Source organism: Pedobacter sp., from assembly GCF_037719805.1.
In the GTDB taxonomy this organism is placed as follows: domain Bacteria; phylum Bacteroidota; class Bacteroidia; order Sphingobacteriales; family Sphingobacteriaceae; genus Pedobacter.
On sequence record NZ_JBBJLZ010000003.1, the window covers coordinates 29,742 to 46,182 of the forward strand.

Below are 16,441 nucleotides of genomic sequence, written 5' to 3' on the forward strand. Positions count from 1 at the left end.
TGTCCAGAAAGATCAGATCAGGTTGATGCGCTTTAATTTTGATACGCCGTCAGCCGCATCGAACGACGTCGCGACAACCTTAAAATTCGGACAATAGGTGCTGATGATGTTTTAATGCTAGGATTGAAAGGTCAAAGATAAATTTAAGCCTTTATTGCTCTCTGAAAGCACTATTAATCTTTATTATTTTAGTGGCTTCGCAAATAAGCACGCAAGGTTCATGTTGTATAGCTTATCAACGAATAACTACTCATCAACCGACCTATCGTAGGCCAGTTGCTAAATTCGATTGCTTAGTGTCTCTGTGGAATATTTGTCATCTCTGGCAGTTTACCTTTACTTGCGTCAATAGTGGAATTGTTTTGAAGATATATTTTGCCAGCTCTATACACTGCTGGGTAAGTCTTCCCGTCATTTAAATAATTTCCAGGAACAGGAACATCATCTCGTTCACCGAATTTTATAGGTTGCTTAAACCGATCAATTATCCATTCTCCCGTAGCGGGACGGTAAACGGCCATTTCGGCCCTTCCGTCTCCATCATAATCTCCTGGAACCGGGATATCACCCGGTACATGTGGCAACTGCAGTGGGATGTTGCCGAGACTCGTTTGCCACATGGAATTATCTTTCCGGAAGAAGCCTACGTCAAGCATTCCATCCCCATCATAATCTGCCGGCACCGGAATACCATTCTTATTGCCAAATCGGATACTATCGAGTCCGTTAAAATACCACGTAAGATTTGATGGTCTGTAAACTGCCACTTCTGCAAAACCATCACCATCATAATCACCGCATACAGGCACATCCCCAGGTTTTCCTAGTGTGACTTCTTTCCGGTCCTGAATATAAAATTTCCCTTCAGATGGCCTGAAAAACGCTGGTTCTACTTTGCCATCGCCATTGTAATCAGCGGGAGCAGCGATATCTCCTGTTTCTCCAAACTTCAAATCCGGCTGTCCGGCAATGTGCCACATGCCCTTAGAGAAAAATGAAACGTCTGTAATCCCATCGTTATTATAGTCCTGGAAGCGAGAAACAGTGGTATGGTGCAGCCATGGAAAAGTAAACTTGCTATCATGATCTGTTTCTTCTTCCTCAGTAACCGGGGAGAAGGTGCGGACAGTAATCAGGTCACTCGCTGCAGAGAATTTCATTAGCCTCATTAAGCCGTGCCCTCCATTGGGCCTGCTCTGATAATCCGACAACAATGACTTAATCACGTTTCCTGCATAACCATCCTGGCGATATCCTTCTCCATGGTCTCCAACATGACCTGATAAGGTAAGGAATACATTGGGGTAGCTTTTTAATCTGTCAAATATACGTTGGCCCTGCTTAGAAAACTTTGGAAAGGCTTTTTCATTTGTGCCTGCGGTCTTGTTGAAGTGAACCATGGAATGACTGACTAAGATTGCTTTCCTATCTTTATATTTTTCCAACAGTGCACTTGCCCATCTATTAAGACCTTCTATATCTTCGCCATAAGAATCATATTCAAAAAAAATGCTAATGAACTTATATCCGCCTCCTTCAAAAAGATCGAAATGACTGTCATTGTTGTCACCGTAATGCCCACCATACCATTTCCTATTTTCAAAGTGTTTTATGCCAAAATATTTATTATACTGATCGGTCTTACCGCTTAATGGGTACTGACTTTTTGTTTGATCATGGTTTCCTACGGCCATGCCATAGGGAATGCCCTGAGGATATCCGGGTTGCGGCTTTTCTAGTAGATACATAGATTGAGATGCATTAACCCATTGCTGTGGGAAAATTTCTCCGTCATCAGAGATATCACCTAGATGGATAACATACTTAATATTTTCTTTTGAAGCGTTTTTTATTATCCATTCGGTTTGTGCAGAGAACATTTCTTTCTTTCCACCATTTTTTTCAGAAGTATAATACTGAGTGTCTGGAAGAATCGCTATAGAAAATTCTTCTTCCTTATCATTGGTATCTGAAAGAAAAGAGGCGCCTGCACATATAAGCATTGGAGCTATCAGGCAATATGAAATTGCTTTTATAAGTATTGGATTATGGTAGATCATGTCGAATATATTGTATTAAACTGGATTAAGAACTGGGCTGTTAATCGACAAAAGTATAATCAAAACTCGATTTAGAGGTTAATTACATATTAAGCGTTGATTAAGAATTTTGCTTTGTAAGCATCCAATGCCGTTGGAAATGAGAAAGTTCTGGCACAAACATTTTAGCAACTAGTGGAATATTAATAATCATTGGTACAACCCTTTTCTATATCAGTTTAAAACGTGCTATTAACTTATTGAGCGGTATTTTGTTGCCTGTTCCAGAAATATGTTTCAGTTTGATAAATCTTCTTTTTCAAAGCCCTGAGAACCTGAGTTTACTCAACTGCCTTCAATGTAAAGAAGGGTTTCGAGCAAAAGATAGAATGGCTTTGTGGTGAGCCGGCAGAAGTCTTTTAATAACATTTTGCTCATTTACCCTTAACAAGGCGAACATACTTTTGAAGAATCTTAAAATCAAGTTAAGAAATAATTAGTAAAAAGTATATCTCCCTAATCCACTTTAAACATCCGTCCAATGGCAAAAAACTACGCTGCGCTCTTTAACAAATTTTTTTTATGCTTGTGGTGCGTACTGCTAAGCTACACACTCACATCCGCACAGCAAACAGGCCGGATTACCGGAAAAGTTACAGATGAAAACAACAATGCTATACCAGGAGCCAGTGTTACTATAAAAGGGACACAAACTGGCATTTCAACAGATACAGACGGCAATTATACAATTTCAGCAGTTACTGGAAGTGTTTTAATATTTAAATCGATAGGTTATGAGATTAGAGAAATTTCAGTTGGTAATCAATCTATAATCAATGTAAAACTCAATGGGTTGTCGCAAGGTTTAGCAGAAGTGACTGTTAGTTATGGTAAACAGCGCAGCCGCGAAGTGACAGGTGCTATAACGCAGATCAATGCTGCCCCATTACAGGATATGCCGGTTATGCAATTTGGACAACAGCTGCAGGGTAAGGTGGCTGGTGTTAATGTGGCTGCTACAAGTGGACAACCTGGGCGGGGGATAGCCTTTCGTATCCGTGGTGCTGCCTCTTTAGCAACAGATTATCAACCCTTATTTGTGGTCGACGGGATGCCAATTACAGGAAGCATCAATAATATTAACCCGAATGAGATTGAAACGTTTACTGTGCTTAAAGATGCCTCTGCAACAGCCTTATATGGATCTCGTGCTGCTAACGGAGTAATACTGATTACCACAAAGCATGCTAAATCTGGAGATTCCAATATAGAGTTTACAAGTAATTATGGGATTGCTACAATTCCTAAGAACAGCATTCCTAAAGTTATGAACGGCACACAGTGGGCAGAATTCATGAATCAGAAATTTACGGATGCCAAATTGTATGAAGCTCCATTTAATGCAGTTATACCTGCAATCTACCAAAACCCTGCTCAATATGGTGAAGGTACTAACTGGTTTGATTTAACTACCCGGTCCGCTCCGATACAAAATTATAACTTAAGTATTCTGTCTGCTCGGGAAAAGTCTTCTTCAGCGGTGTTTCTGGGCTATCAGGCACAAGATGGAGTTATAATAAATTCTGGCACTAAACTGCTTTCTTTTCGTATTAACCATGATCTTAGAATTGGAAATAAAGAGCAATTAAAGGTAGGCTTTAATCTGGCGCCAAGTTACCGCATGGACCATAACAACAGGCTAACTTCTGACGGGGTGGGAGGTTATTACGAAAGGATTTTCGAAGCTAGTCCTATAAACAGTCCATATAATGCAGATGGCAGCTATGCGGTAGGTGCGTTCTCTACAGGTATGAGCGCTTATGTTAACCCGCTTGCCTTACTTAATGAGACCGTGGATGATTATAACACTACCCGCATTCTAGGAAATGGTTATATCAATTATGACTTCATTCCAGGATTGAGTTTAAAAACCAACGTTGGGATTGATAAAGGCGCAGAAACACGTAAACAATTTGCACCATCTATAACCCTTTCTACTTCTGCGGCAGCACCTGTTGCTTCTTCTGGTTTAAGTTCATCGGTAGACAATTACTCCTATACTGCAGAATCTTATCTAGACTATAATATAACCTTCCTTACTAATCATCATATTGAAGCACTTGCTGGTTATTCCGCTCAGAAATTTAAGTCTGAAAGCAATTCCTTAACAGGGACCGGCTACCCGAGCGATGATATTCCTTATCTAAACGTGGCTTCAACTATCTCTGCAGGAACCAGTGGTACTACCCAATACTCGTTGCTATCGGCTATTGGCCGCTTGAACTACAATTATAAAGGTAAATACTTATTACAGGCAGCCATTCGCCGGGATGGTTCCTCCAGATTTGGTGCAGACCGCAAATATGGATCTTTTCCTTCTGTATCTGCGGGATGGATTATTAGTGACGAGTCGTTTATGCAAGGTGTTAAAAATTTGGACCTGCTTAAAATCAGAGCGAGTTATGGTATTACTGGTAACAACACCTTTGGAAATTTCACAGCCATCCCGACGCTGGGGAAATACAATTACATTCTTAACGGGGTTCTGGTTCAAGGGCAGACTATAGGTACGCTCGGCAATTCTGAGTTGGCGTGGGAAAGAAATAAGCAACTGGATCTGGGATTAGAGATTACCCTTTTTAATAACCGCCTTTCTTTAAATTATGATTACTACCGAAAAATGTCTGACGGCTTAATTCAGGCGCGTCCTGTTCCACGGGCATCAGGATTTGTGAATATACAATACAATATTGGTCAATTTGAATTCTGGGGGCATGAATTCACGCTTAATACGGTGAATACCACCGGTAATATACAGTGGAATACAGACTTTAATATTTCGTTTGAGCGGAACCTGATTAAAAAGCTGGTAGACCCTGGTTACCTGCGTAGGAACAATACAGTTACTTCGGATTATTACCGGAATGCAGTGGGTCATCATCTTGGCGAATTTTATGGGTTTGTGAATTTAGGCTTGTATAAAGATGCTGCTGATCTAGCCAGTTCAGCCAAATATCAAAGCACAGGTTTGACCAACAATGGATCCTCGGATATTGGAACTTTAAAAATGAAAGATTTAAATAATGACGGAATTATAGATGATGTAAATGACAGAACCTTCATTGGAGATCCCACTCCTGATTTTACTTTCGGATTAACCAATAGTTTTAATTATAAGCAGTTTGATCTAAACATAACGATGTCTGGTCAAGTAGGTGGTAAAATTTTAGCTGCCGGTAAATGGGCATACTTAACCAATCTAGACGGCTCCAGGGTTCCTGTAGCTGCAGCATTGGATCACTGGAGATCTGAAGAGAATCCGGGGTCGGGCATTTATCCGCGTACGAAAACTGGCACTACTGCTATCGGAAGGTCTGTAAATACGCAATGGGTGGAGGATGGATCTTATCTCACTGCTAAAAATATCTCGCTGGGATACAGGGTCAAATTAAAAGATCGCTTCCTGCTGAAGGATTTTAGGATCTATGCTTCAGTTCAACAAGCTTTTATCATTACTGGTTATAGTGGTGCAAACCCGGAAATAGGAATTACAGGCTCTGATGCAATCAACGGAATAGGGGTGGATGAAAATGCTTACCCAATACCGCGAACCTATTCTATCGGTTTGCGAACAACATTCAAATAGTTTAATATAACAACATGAAAAAGATACTTATACTTGCCATTCTTGCTGCTACAGCATTATCTTGTAAAAAGGAATTTATAAACCTGGTCCCCGAAGACTCTCTAGCACCAAGTACGTTCTATCAAACGGATGCACAGCTTAAACAAGCCGTTATAGCGGCATATGTGCCTTTGCGTGATCTGCTGGTTAATGATTACCATACCTCTGAGATGAGATCTGACAATACGCATTACATTCCCAATCCAAATAATCGGGGGACTGCAAATGTTTACAGAGAGAATGTTTCTGACTGGAACAATGATGCAAATAATGATTATGTAAACGCGGTCTATTACCATTGCTATACTGGTATCTCGAGGGCTAATATTGTCATTGGACGCATTGCAGATGCTAAAGAAGCAACAGCAGCTGGTAAAGCAAGTGCAGATGGACAAGCTAAATTTTTACGAGCTTTAAATTATTACAAGCTTGTACGCTTGTTTGGAGGAGTTCCCTTATACCTAAAGGAAGTCAGCAAAGCTGAGGAGACATTTAAAGACCGGTCATCGGTTGAACAGGTATATGAACAAATAATATCTGATGCAAAAGATGCAGTTAATGAATTGTTGCCACCAGTCAAATTCCCGCAATCAGGTGAGGCGACCAAAGCGGCTGCCACAATACTTTTGGCAGATGTGTATATCACGCTTAAAAGATTTGAGGAAGCCGAAGTATTGTTAAATACCCTTGCAGCAATGAATTACGGACTCCATGCAAATTATACAGATGCATTTATACCTGCAAATAAGAATGCTAAGGAATCAATTTTCGAAGTTCAATACCTGGAAGGTACCGCAGTTGGAACGCAGCCAAATACTTTTATATTCCAGTTTCTGCCTAAAACAACAACTACCGCTTTAATAACTGGTACCGCATTTCCAAGTAATACAACTGGCGCAGGCTGGAATATACCTTCCTTTGATATCATCAGCACCTATGAACCTAATGATAAGCGCCTGGATGCTTCTATTGGTATTGCGGAAGGTGTGAATGATGCAAGTTTTGTAATGGCAATATCTGCTGTAAAAAGCGTTGTTGGTTATACGCCTGCAGCTGGCAAGGTTAGTACCCCCTTTATCAAAAAATATATTCATGGACCGTTTGTAGCAGCATCCAATTCTAACGATAATTGGCCTATCTACAGATATGCTGAAGCACTTCTCTTACTTGCCGAGGCACAAAATGAGCTTGGGAAATCTCCCCATGCAGCACTTAATGCCGTGCGGACAAGAGCTGGCTTAGCCGCTATAACTGAAACTAATTCTACCGTACTAAGGGATATCATACTACATGAAAGACGTGTAGAACTGGCATTTGAAAATAAAAGATACCATGATTTACAACGGACCCCAAAGGGTTTACCCATTATGCAGGCTTATGCTACCCAAGCAAAATTAAAGTATACCAATCTTGCGCCAAATGCTTTTGATATACAACCCTTCAAATTTTTATTCCCAATACCTTTACCAGAAAAGAATCTAAACCCAGGTATGATACAGAATCCAGGATACTCATTTTGATTAACGGACAATATACATACCCAGGCGGAATGAAGGATATTAAAACTTGGTTTGATAATTTGAATGTTCAAACGGGAAGTACAACCTGTAATCTACAAATAATATGATATTTAAAGCGCTTAGTTTACTAATGGTCTTGCCAGCGATACTTTGCGCACAGCAAAAGTTGGATAAGCAGGCGCATCGAGGCGGGGCAGGACTTCTTCCAGAAAACACAATCGAAGCAGCGCGGAACGCTTTGCGCCTAGGTACAACGATAGAAATGGATCTTTACATGAGTAAAGACAGTCAAATAGTAGTAACTTATGATCCACATATCGTCGCCGCCTATGCACTCCATCCAGACGGACGTCCGGTTACAAAGGAAGAAGAAAAGGGTCTAGTGCGTAAAGAAATGGACTAGACAATCTCCACTTCCGATTTCCTAATAATCTACGTAGATACCTTCAACCATGGCCGTGCTTAGAGTCGGCATCTCATGAATATTTTTTGCGTCCATTAATCTTTGGTTTTAGTTATACCGAATACTTTCAAAATACCAAATTAGTCTGATAAAAATTGTACGCTCACTTCACTGAAGGTACCGGCACTTGCGGATATTTTGCCCCGGCAAGGTTATCAGTCTCCAGATCATTTTTTGAAATATCCAAAGCTTGTTGAAGCATCTGCTTGAAAAAGCGGATCAGCACTACGCGGATGAATATTCTTGCGAAGAAATTAGTAGGAATCGTCCGGTACGTCCATTCTATTTTTGTTTTATCATCGTCAATTTTAGTGAACAACCATTCACCTTCCAGGCGAGACATAAGCGCACCAAGAACCGGAGAAGTAAAATTTACGTTCTTATAAGAAAATGAAGTTGGTGCATTATGGGTGAGCATAGTTTCCTGTGATGTAGAGCCGTCTGCAAAATAAACCGTCCTGCTCAAACCTGCCTTATTCCATCCTTCGTTGATACTGGTGTTGGTGATGCCAGGAATAAGCCCGGCGCCAGGGAAGATGCGCGGAAGATATATTGGTGCAATATAATCGAAGGCCTGTCCAATGGGTGCATCGACGATAGCGGTTACAGTTGTTTGAGGATACTTGCTGCTTGCTGAAGTTGTAGTTTGTGCATTCATGATTTTAACATTTTATAATTTATATTTTCTTTGTCTCGTTACGACAATACAAACATCCGCAGTTAAACCCGGGCAGCATTTGCCAAATGGCAAATAGCGATCAAACGCCAAAAAATATTTCTCGTCACTAAAAAATGACGTATTTGCCAAATGGCAAATATTCTAAGCTTATTTAGGAGCACATTTGTTTCCTGTGCGGTCAACAATACCGCCATTAAAACGAAAATTTAAATCAGTATGAATTCATTAATAAATAAGCTGCTATTGTTCGATCAACTAAATGGACAGCAACAAGCGCTCATAAGCCGAAAGATTGAAAATGTTCATTTGGAGGAAGGGGAGTGTTTTCTAGAGCCAGGTCATATCCAATCCTGCCTTGCCTTCGTAGATAATGGAGTCTTGCGTTATAACTATTATAATAAGAACGCAGTGAACATCACCAGTAGTTTGATAGGTGAAGGTGATCTTATTGCTACGCCAAGTCATTTATTGCTTCCCGTCATTCCGTCTGACTATTTGCAGGCTATCACGAGTTGCGATCTTTCGGTAATCAGAAAGACTGCTATGGAAGAATTATCAGCTACGATACAGAATTGGGACAATATTTTAATAAAGGTTTCGCAGAAAGTAAATATAGATAAAGGCAGCCGCTCGGTGAGGTTAGTTAAAAATATGAATCTGGATGTTACTGTTACTGAGTATCTTGAAATGTTCCCAAACTTTAGTAAGTACTTAAAAGCTAACCAAATAATGCAATACTTGCAATGTCAACAGCCTAAATAAAAACGCTACATTTACCTACTAAATCTCAAAAATGGACCCACTAATCAGTTACTTACTGCTATTTGGTAACTTCAATGAACAACAAATCGAACTGATCCTAAGTAAGTGTGTGCAACATGAAATAAAAAGAGATGAATTCTACCAGGAGGCCGGTAAAACGCCTAAAGAATTTGCTTTTCTTGTACGTGGCGTTTTAAGAGTAAGCTATTTTAACAACAAGGGTGACGATATCACGAAATATTTCCTGGATGAGAGTCACTTTGTTGTTGACCTGGACAGCTACAACCAGAAAATGCCATCACCGGAATATATTCAGGCCATTACCGATTGTACTTATACTACCTTGTCCCGGCAGGCGATGGAAGATCTGTCAATGACGATAACAAATTGGGATGCGATCATAAACAAGATCATTTCCAAGGCGCTGGTAGAAAAGGTAAGCAAGATTAGTATGATGATGGCAGAGGATGCAACCGAAAGATACCTCAATTTTTTCAACCGGTTCCCAAAGCTTGCCAACCGGATACCTCTTGCCCACCTCGCTTCTTACCTGGGCATTACACAATCCTCCTTAAGCAGGATCAGAAGATCTGTTAATAGCTGATCTTTATGATAGTTTCTCTATAGAATCTGACCCAGATCTTATTAAAAAATAGTCGTTTTCTGAGGCAGCCTCGAATTTCTTCTAATTCCTATCATAGGATAAAGAATACTTTATTTTATAATTTCGTTCAAGCAATAATCTCGGATTGATAGTTACATTGCATATTACCATTCGTTTGGTGATTCTGTCGATCAAATTTAGAATTGATTTGCAATATCTCTGAAAAAGTTCCACTTATTGTAGACGCCATACCCTTTGCTTAATTTTACTATAACCATCTTCTTTTCAGGATTTACATAGATATACTGATTAATAATTCCTTCTGCAAGAAACTCATTCGAGGTGGATGATAGCCACCACTGGAATTTATAATATTTTGCTCCACCAGCAGTTGTGTCCGCCTCAGTCGATTGCTTTACCCAGTCTTGAGGAATAATTTGCCGATCCGCAAACTTACCTTCATGAAGATATAAGTTGCCAAACTTTGCGAAGTCGCGCGCAGTAGCACTTAAACAGCAAGCCATTTTTTCCATACCGTTCTTACGGTCTTTGTTCCAGAGTGCATTGCTTTCCATACCTAATGGGTTCCATATCTTCTCTTGTAGATACTGAGTGATGGATTTGCCTTTTAAAGTTCTCCAAAGAATTAGCCCGAGTAATTGTGTATTCCCGCTTGCATACTCAAATTTCATTCCTGGCTCCCTGATCAGTTTTAGGTTGAGACTCATTCTCGTCAAATTGCTTCCGTAGTAGAATTTGGCATCCTCATGAAAAGGACTGCCTTGATCCTCTCGGAACTTGATACCAGAAGTCATTTGCAAAAGATGCTTAATGGTTACCTTATCAAAGTTATTCCTTTTCATTTCCGGAAGGTAATTGGTGATCGGGTCATTGATAGACTTAATCAGTCCATCGCTTATGGCGCAGCCAATCAACGCTGAAGTAAAGGACTTAGATAAGGAAAACGACAGTACGGCAGAGTCTTTATCAACACCATCAAAATAGTTTTCATAAATCAAGGTATCGTTTCTAACGATTACCATAGCAACAGTATTTCTCTGCTTAAGGTAGTTTTCAAAAGATCCATTACCAGGACTTGAAAACTTCGAAGGATCGATCTTAACCGTTGAATTTGAAACTGGAAAATAATATGGTTTAATTGACGCTGTCAAGCTGTTAGAAGGGAACTTCTGATTGTCATCAATTCCTGGCTGACCATTCTTAACGGTTTTGTAAAATGTGCAGGAAAGCGTCGTTAATGAGAGAAATATAAATAAGTAGCTCGATTTCATTTAGATTTGAAGTATGACCTTAAGAATTTATAAAACCCCAAAAGTATACCAAATCTTAGAGTCCTATTTAAAGAGTCATTATACGGCTTATGGGCCGATAGTTGAAATGAACTACGTCCGTTATCGGTCAATAAATGTTCAATATCGAACAGCTTAATAAGCCAAAAGGCTACTTCATGCCTGTGCTAGCAAATAAGTCTGCCTGTCTCAGACTTGGCTAATAAGCCAATCAAGCTCGTAACAGCCAGTGTCTTTACCTATTTACTTTCAACTTCCCATTATCAAGCTCATCTATAAAAAGATCAAATGTTTTCAGGCTTATAGCAGTTTGGTCAAATTTAACAATCACCTTACCGTTGCTGTCTACTATGAATTTAGATGGGTAACCCGTCACTTTTAATTGTGTGCTTAGGTTCAACTTGCCATGGTCATAAACTATAGGAAAAGCAATCTTCAAGTCTTTGCTTCGCTCTATGACATCCAGCTCGTTTCGTTTGCCATTTTTGTAGTCTGTGTTAATGGAAATGAGACGGATGTCTTCCCTGTCTTTGATCTTATTGTAGAAGGCATTGAGTGCAGGGATTTCATCTATGCAGGGAAAACAGCCTGTATACCAAACATCGACAAAGTAATATTTGACTTTGTTAATCATTTCTTCAGGTACGGTGTTGGCCAAAAACTTCCATGGCTTCGGCAACTTTATATTATAAGACCCTGCTTGAAAAGATCCGGAAATCTTTGCTGATATCTGGCGGTATTGTTCTTCACCATTTTTGCCATCCAATTTTTGATACCAATCCCTGAGTTCCTCTTTTGGAACAACGTCCGTGCTGGTATTTAGCATCAGTGCTTTTAGCAGTTGATGAGCCCTGCTGGTGTCGGCAGTGTTCTGATAATCTTTGAGAAGAAGTTTAGAGGTGGCGTATGCGCTGGATACCGGATATAGAGAATTGAGGAGGCCCTGCAAAATGATCTTAAAAGCGACGGTAGGCTGATGTTTATAATAGGCGTTCCTAGTATTAATATCGTAACGGAAGCGTTCCATGGTTTTGAGCTGAGCTATCGCGTAATTAGACATAGCAGGATCCGGTTGAGTTGCTATTCCTTTAAGTACCTGGTCGAAATCATTAAAAAGGGTGATGACTGATAGGAACGTATTTGTGTCTACGTCGGCCTGTGTTCCTAAGGCTAGCGTATTTTGTAGATTAGCGGCATAAATCAACTTTAAGCTGCTTAAGTTTTTGTGTTTACTAAGCGACTGCAAATCATTGTTCAGAGCGCTGATCATGTAGTTTTTGACTAGCTTATTTTTAATAGTAGTGGACATCCTCAGGTCTTTCGCGTAGCTCGATAATGCCCACAAATAACAATAGGCATCGATATTACTAAATTGTTCAAGGCTGATGTCTAGCTTGTACTTTTTGAGCGTATCTGGAGCAGCCTGCTTCCAGGCTTTTTGAAAGGCTGTAAAGATGCTATCCATATGAACTTCAGCATTAAACTTTTCGCTGTTTACATTGGACTGATATGGACCTAGAAAATTTGCGGAGATAAATTCTTGCTGAAGCATGCTCTTGATTTTCGAGGTACTTTGTGCCTGAGCAGTTGCAAAGCTAAATAGTAGACATACACAAAGTAGGATGATGAAGCATGTTTGTTTGATCATTCGCTTAGTTGATACATAAAATATTCTCATGTAATGAATGTTTAATCTTCGTCTTCTAATTGAAAAATTTCTTCTACAGGTTTTTCAAACAGCCTTGCCAGTTTTAAAGCCAGAACCGTTGATGGAACATACTTACCTGCTTCAATTGAATTGATCGTTTGTCTAGATACCTGAATTAGATTGGCCAGCTCCGCTTGGGTAATATTCATGATGGCTCTCTGGACTCTCAGGTTATTTGTCATCGATAGTATTTCTTTTTAAAGTACGGTATATAGTTAGATTAAATATCACTATAAAGGCTAATGGTGCGGTAAGCATATTTAGCGCAGAGAACATTAGGTAGTTCATACCATAAATAAACCAAGTACCTAATATAGATATCATCAACGATGCAAATACAGAGTACTGCCAACTGGATAATCTTAAGTAAGCAATGTATTCATCTTCATTTTTTTCTTTTGAGAAGGCTATCATCATTAATCCAATCATCCAACAGGTGAAGAAAATTTCCTTTAACAAGTTTGTGCCGCTTGAACCTCGACCATTATTATCGGTATAGGTATAGTTTAACATTGAAGGTTCCCACTCATATTTCCTTGCGACTATGAAGGCTATTGTAGTAATAATAAAAATGATCCAACCGGTCTTTCTAAAACGGACTGGAAGTAAGAGCTTATTTTTCATATCAATCTTTTTTTACCAAATGTAAAGCAAAAAATATAATATGTCAAGTATATTTTACATTTACTCTGAATTTCGAGGGGTACCTGGTGTAAATTTACTTGGTTTGAAAGTATAGGAAAGCCTAAAGTTTTTAATTACTACGTGGGGAAATGTTCATGTAAACTATTATTAAACGGTGGAATAATGGAGAATACAAGGACCAAGCAGAAGCTAGAACTTAACTCAATTTTGAGCCTTCGTTGAATGATGCAATTATTAATCTGTCCATGTTAGATTATCAATGAATAGCGGGGTTTAGTAGTGATTGCCCAAATTTCAATTCCCTAAATTACTCAGACGTGCTTTAACCATCTCCCTATTCTGCCGGGATATTGGGACCTTTTGAAGGTTTTCCAATAGCAGTGTGCCTCCATCTTCTTTCAAATAACTTTTTATACAATTCATATTGACTAGATGTGATTGATGAGTGCGGATGAAATCATGAGGTTTTAGTAGATCTGCAAACTCCTTTAGTGTTTTACAGACCAATACCTGCTCCTGGTTTTGCAAATAGAAAGTCGTGTAGTTGTTGGTCGCCTCGCAACGGATAACATCACTGATCCTAACATACATCGTTTCTTTAAACGTCGGCAGGGCGATCTTAGTCCCGCCTTTTTGCCCCGCTTTCAAGTACTCGAGCAGGTTGTCTATGTTCTTGCTCTGTTTGCTGAGCTCTATTCTCTGTTTCGCCTTTTCAATGGCGAGTTTAAACTCTTCAATGTTGATAGGTTTGAGCAAGTAATCAAGTGCCGAAAATTTGATGGCTTGGATACCGTATTTGTCGTATGCAGTAATGAATATGACTTCAAAGTTGACTTCGGGCAGTTCAGAAAGCAAATCAAAGCCTGATTTCTCCGGCATTTGAATGTCTAAAAAAACCAAGTCTGGCTTATGCTGCAGAATCAGCTTCGCAGCCTCATCTGCATTATCTGCCGTACCTGCTACAAATACATGTGCACTATACTTATTGATAATGAGCTGAAGATTTTCTATATTATTTGGTTCGTCGTCTATGATTAAGGCTTTGATCTTCATGATATCCATTTTGCTAAGCGAATGGTCACAATTGTACCGCTATCGCCGGGCTTGAGGTGTAAAGATAGTGGTTGCTCTTTATACAATTGATTTAGTAGCGTGATCCGTTCTTCACTAAGTTTTAATCCATATCCATTGCTACCTTCCTTTTCGCTGAATCCTTTGCCGTTGTCCGCAATGATCAACAACAAATCGTTGCTATCAACCATCATCTTTACAGACAGCATTCCCATTTCCTTTAAGCCGGATATACCATGTTTCACGGCATTCTCAACAAAGGGCTGCAAGAGCATGGCTGGGATTTCTATATTGGCCTGATTGAGGCTTTCATCGACCAGGATCTCATATTTAAAATTAAATCTAAGCTGTTCCATTTGAAGGTAGTTGTTCAGTAGCTTGACTTCTTCATCAAGGCTGATCAGCTCTTCATTGTTGCTGTCTAGCACCTGACGGGTTAAGCCAGCAAATTTAGACAGGTAAAAATTGGCTTCTTCGATGTTGTTTTTGTTGATCAGATTTTGAATGGAAGTTAGTGCGTTGAACATGAAATGTGGGTTAAGCTGACTGCGGATGGATTTTAGCTTGAGGCTTGCCAGCTGTTTTTCCTGAGCAGACTTTTGTAGTCTTTCTTTGCTGCGTTTATGGTATCGGAGGAAGATTAATCCTCCTATGATGAGGATAACTACCGAGATGATGATGACTACTTCAATGCGTGGAGTCTTAAATTGAAAGGGCCGTGGCAAAACTTCAAAGGGAATGCGGAGTGCGTCCTTTTCTGCGAGAGGGCCATAGCTATCGCTGCGATTGACGATGATCTCGTATTTACCGGGGTAATCAAAGTTATTGTCCCGAATAATGTAGGAATTCTCTATCATCTCGAGTTCAAGAAAACCTATATCTTTTATGGTGAGTTTACTCGCAAGTCGGCGAACCGCGATGGAATATGGGAGGCCGAAGTGATCGTTGAAAAACAACTGTAAATGTTCTATGTCCCCCTGTTCAAACTTTAAATCGCTGGGGATATTTGTTCTGGGGTCGAATTTCTTTGCAAATTCAGACCCTCTTAGGTTGCCATATTCCAATCGCCCATTTCTTCTGGCAAAGATGGCAATTTGTTGAAGAGCAGGTTTCGAGCTGGTCCGCCAGTCAAAAATAAGTCCATCTCTGATAGTATAATTCTTAATGTTCCTCACTTCAACAAGTAAGAGTTTTCCTGGTGCCTGAAATCGGCCAATAAAGCCGTATGGTTGTTTCGCACCATATTTTTGCTCCAAGTAGGGGATTTTAGACCAAGGGACGATCTCTGTGCTGTCACTTTCGACAACCCGGTAAACATAATCCGCAATGTTGTTTTTATTGATTCCCATGGCAATGACGACTCCTGCTGATCCATCTGCTATAAAATAGCTGGAATATGATTTAGAAAGAGACTTCAGAGGTAAAGGTGATGTGGAGCGTGTTTGTGGATTTAATTTCACGCCAAGTAGGATAGGAGTATTCGGTGATCTAAAGTCAGGCTTAGTATTAAGCCACTGAAATGCCTGGTAAATGGCAGTATCAGGTATATGCACTGTTGCCGTAGATTTGAGTCCGCCATAAAAAAGACCGTTATATTGGAAATTAAATTTATTACCAAATCGATCTGTAGACTGGGCAACGGAGCTCAGGCAGTACCAGCTACCCAGGAAAAGAAATAATAAAAGTAAAGCGCAATTTTTCATGAGGTATAAGTATAGAGGTTTATTACTATACCACAAATATGTAAACTCATTAACCTGACCACAATCGCTATTGAGTATTCGGAAGACTTAACCTAGAGTTCGGCACTAGATCTGCGTTAAATCGTGAAATCGATGCTACGGTTCTTCATCGAGAGTTGATATTGTTTACGAGTTCAAACCGATAATGAGGTTCAGTCACATAATCAAATGCCTCTTTACATCTAAAACCGCAATTTTTCATATACTTTTTTA

13 protein-coding genes are annotated in these 16,441 nt (G+C 39.7%); 5 read left to right on the forward strand and 8 right to left on the reverse strand.

Features of this window, described 5'->3' with window-relative positions; translation table 11 throughout:
• Window positions 1-293: 293 nt before the first annotated feature.
• Window positions 294-2,060, reverse strand: a complete 1,767-nt coding sequence (locus WKF66_RS09700) for a metallophosphoesterase (protein ID WP_489674247.1) — start codon at window positions 2,058-2,060, stop codon at window positions 294-296.
• 520 nt (window positions 2,061-2,580) lie between these two features.
• On the opposite strand from WKF66_RS09700, the gene WKF66_RS09705 reads away from it, so the two are divergent.
• From WKF66_RS09705 to WKF66_RS09715, 3 genes are all read left to right on the forward strand, one after another.
• Window positions 2,581-5,685 (forward strand): SusC/RagA family TonB-linked outer membrane protein, encoded by a 3,105-nt coding sequence (locus tag WKF66_RS09705; RefSeq protein WP_489674248.1) that lies wholly within the window; start codon window positions 2,581-2,583, stop codon window positions 5,683-5,685.
• 14 nt (window positions 5,686-5,699) lie between these two features.
• On the forward strand, window positions 5,700-7,244 hold the full coding sequence (locus WKF66_RS09710; protein ID WP_489674249.1) for a RagB/SusD family nutrient uptake outer membrane protein: 1,545 nt from the start codon (window positions 5,700-5,702) through the stop codon (window positions 7,242-7,244).
• 136 nt (window positions 7,245-7,380) lie between these two features.
• A complete protein-coding gene (locus tag WKF66_RS09715; RefSeq protein ID WP_489674250.1) occupies window positions 7,381-7,647 on the forward strand; it encodes a glycerophosphodiester phosphodiesterase family protein in 267 nt (88 codons plus the stop codon).
• A 163-nt stretch (window positions 7,648-7,810) separates the two neighbouring features.
• On the opposite strand, the gene WKF66_RS09720 is transcribed toward WKF66_RS09715, so the two are convergent.
• A complete protein-coding gene (locus WKF66_RS09720; protein WP_489674251.1) occupies window positions 7,811-8,365 on the reverse strand; it encodes an SRPBCC family protein in 555 nt (184 codons plus the stop codon).
• Window positions 8,366-8,602: 237 nt separating this feature from the next.
• On the opposite strand from WKF66_RS09720, the gene WKF66_RS09725 reads away from it, so the two are divergent.
• Both WKF66_RS09725 and WKF66_RS09730 read left to right on the forward strand, forming a co-directional pair.
• Entirely contained in the window at window positions 8,603-9,148 is a 546-nt protein-coding gene (locus WKF66_RS09725; RefSeq protein ID WP_489674252.1) for a cyclic nucleotide-binding domain-containing protein, read from the forward strand.
• A 31-nt stretch (window positions 9,149-9,179) separates the two neighbouring features.
• Entirely contained in the window at window positions 9,180-9,752 is a 573-nt protein-coding gene (locus tag WKF66_RS09730) for a Crp/Fnr family transcriptional regulator (protein ID WP_489674253.1), read from the forward strand.
• Window positions 9,753-9,949: 197 nt separating this feature from the next.
• On the opposite strand, the gene WKF66_RS09735 is transcribed toward WKF66_RS09730, so the two are convergent.
• The 6 genes from WKF66_RS09735 to WKF66_RS09760 form a co-directional block, all read right to left on the reverse strand.
• Complete coding sequence (locus WKF66_RS09735) at window positions 9,950-11,044, reverse strand: serine hydrolase domain-containing protein (protein WP_489674254.1); 1,095 nt, start codon at window positions 11,042-11,044, stop codon at window positions 9,950-9,952.
• 253 nt (window positions 11,045-11,297) lie between these two features.
• Entirely contained in the window at window positions 11,298-12,740 is a 1,443-nt protein-coding gene (locus WKF66_RS09740; protein WP_489674255.1) for a TlpA family protein disulfide reductase, read from the reverse strand.
• A gap of 11 nt (window positions 12,741-12,751) precedes the next feature.
• Complete coding sequence (locus WKF66_RS09745) at window positions 12,752-12,952, reverse strand: helix-turn-helix transcriptional regulator (RefSeq protein WP_489674256.1); 201 nt, start codon at window positions 12,950-12,952, stop codon at window positions 12,752-12,754.
• On the reverse strand, window positions 12,942-13,394 hold the full coding sequence (locus WKF66_RS09750) for a hypothetical protein (RefSeq protein ID WP_489674257.1): 453 nt from the start codon (window positions 13,392-13,394) through the stop codon (window positions 12,942-12,944). The genes WKF66_RS09745 and WKF66_RS09750 overlap by 11 nt, the downstream gene beginning before the upstream one ends.
• Before the next feature lie 315 nt (window positions 13,395-13,709).
• Entirely contained in the window at window positions 13,710-14,468 is a 759-nt protein-coding gene (locus WKF66_RS09755; RefSeq protein ID WP_489674258.1) for a LytR/AlgR family response regulator transcription factor, read from the reverse strand.
• On the reverse strand, window positions 14,465-16,189 hold the full coding sequence (locus WKF66_RS09760) for a sensor histidine kinase (protein ID WP_489674259.1): 1,725 nt from the start codon (window positions 16,187-16,189) through the stop codon (window positions 14,465-14,467). Before WKF66_RS09760 ends, WKF66_RS09755 begins: the two co-directional genes overlap by 4 nt.
• Window positions 16,190-16,441 lie beyond the last annotated feature (252 nt).

What these genes read in the sequence shown, in the direction of transcription:
- WKF66_RS09730 (WP_489674253.1), top strand. Translation starts at nt 9,180, where the DNA reads ATGGACCCACTAATCAGTTACTTACTGCTATTTGGTAACTTCAATGAA.
- WKF66_RS09745 (WP_489674256.1), bottom strand. Translation starts at nt 12,952, where the DNA reads ATGACAAATAACCTGAGAGTCCAGAGAGCCATCATGAATATTACCCAA.
- WKF66_RS09735 (WP_489674254.1), bottom strand. Translation starts at nt 11,044, where the DNA reads ATGAAATCGAGCTACTTATTTATATTTCTCTCATTAACGACGCTTTCC.
- WKF66_RS09720 (WP_489674251.1), bottom strand. Translation starts at nt 8,365, where the DNA reads ATGAATGCACAAACTACAACTTCAGCAAGCAGCAAGTATCCTCAAACA.
- WKF66_RS09700 (WP_489674247.1), bottom strand. Translation starts at nt 2,060, where the DNA reads ATGATCTACCATAATCCAATACTTATAAAAGCAATTTCATATTGCCTG.
- WKF66_RS09755 (WP_489674258.1), bottom strand. Translation starts at nt 14,468, where the DNA reads ATGAAGATCAAAGCCTTAATCATAGACGACGAACCAAATAATATAGAA.
- WKF66_RS09725 (WP_489674252.1), top strand. Translation starts at nt 8,603, where the DNA reads ATGAATTCATTAATAAATAAGCTGCTATTGTTCGATCAACTAAATGGA.
- WKF66_RS09740 (WP_489674255.1), bottom strand. Translation starts at nt 12,740, where the DNA reads ATGAGAATATTTTATGTATCAACTAAGCGAATGATCAAACAAACATGC.
- WKF66_RS09710 (WP_489674249.1), top strand. Translation starts at nt 5,700, where the DNA reads ATGAAAAAGATACTTATACTTGCCATTCTTGCTGCTACAGCATTATCT.
- WKF66_RS09705 (WP_489674248.1), top strand. Translation starts at nt 2,581, where the DNA reads ATGGCAAAAAACTACGCTGCGCTCTTTAACAAATTTTTTTTATGCTTG.
- WKF66_RS09750 (WP_489674257.1), bottom strand. Translation starts at nt 13,394, where the DNA reads ATGAAAAATAAGCTCTTACTTCCAGTCCGTTTTAGAAAGACCGGTTGG.
- WKF66_RS09760 (WP_489674259.1), bottom strand. Translation starts at nt 16,189, where the DNA reads ATGAAAAATTGCGCTTTACTTTTATTATTTCTTTTCCTGGGTAGCTGG.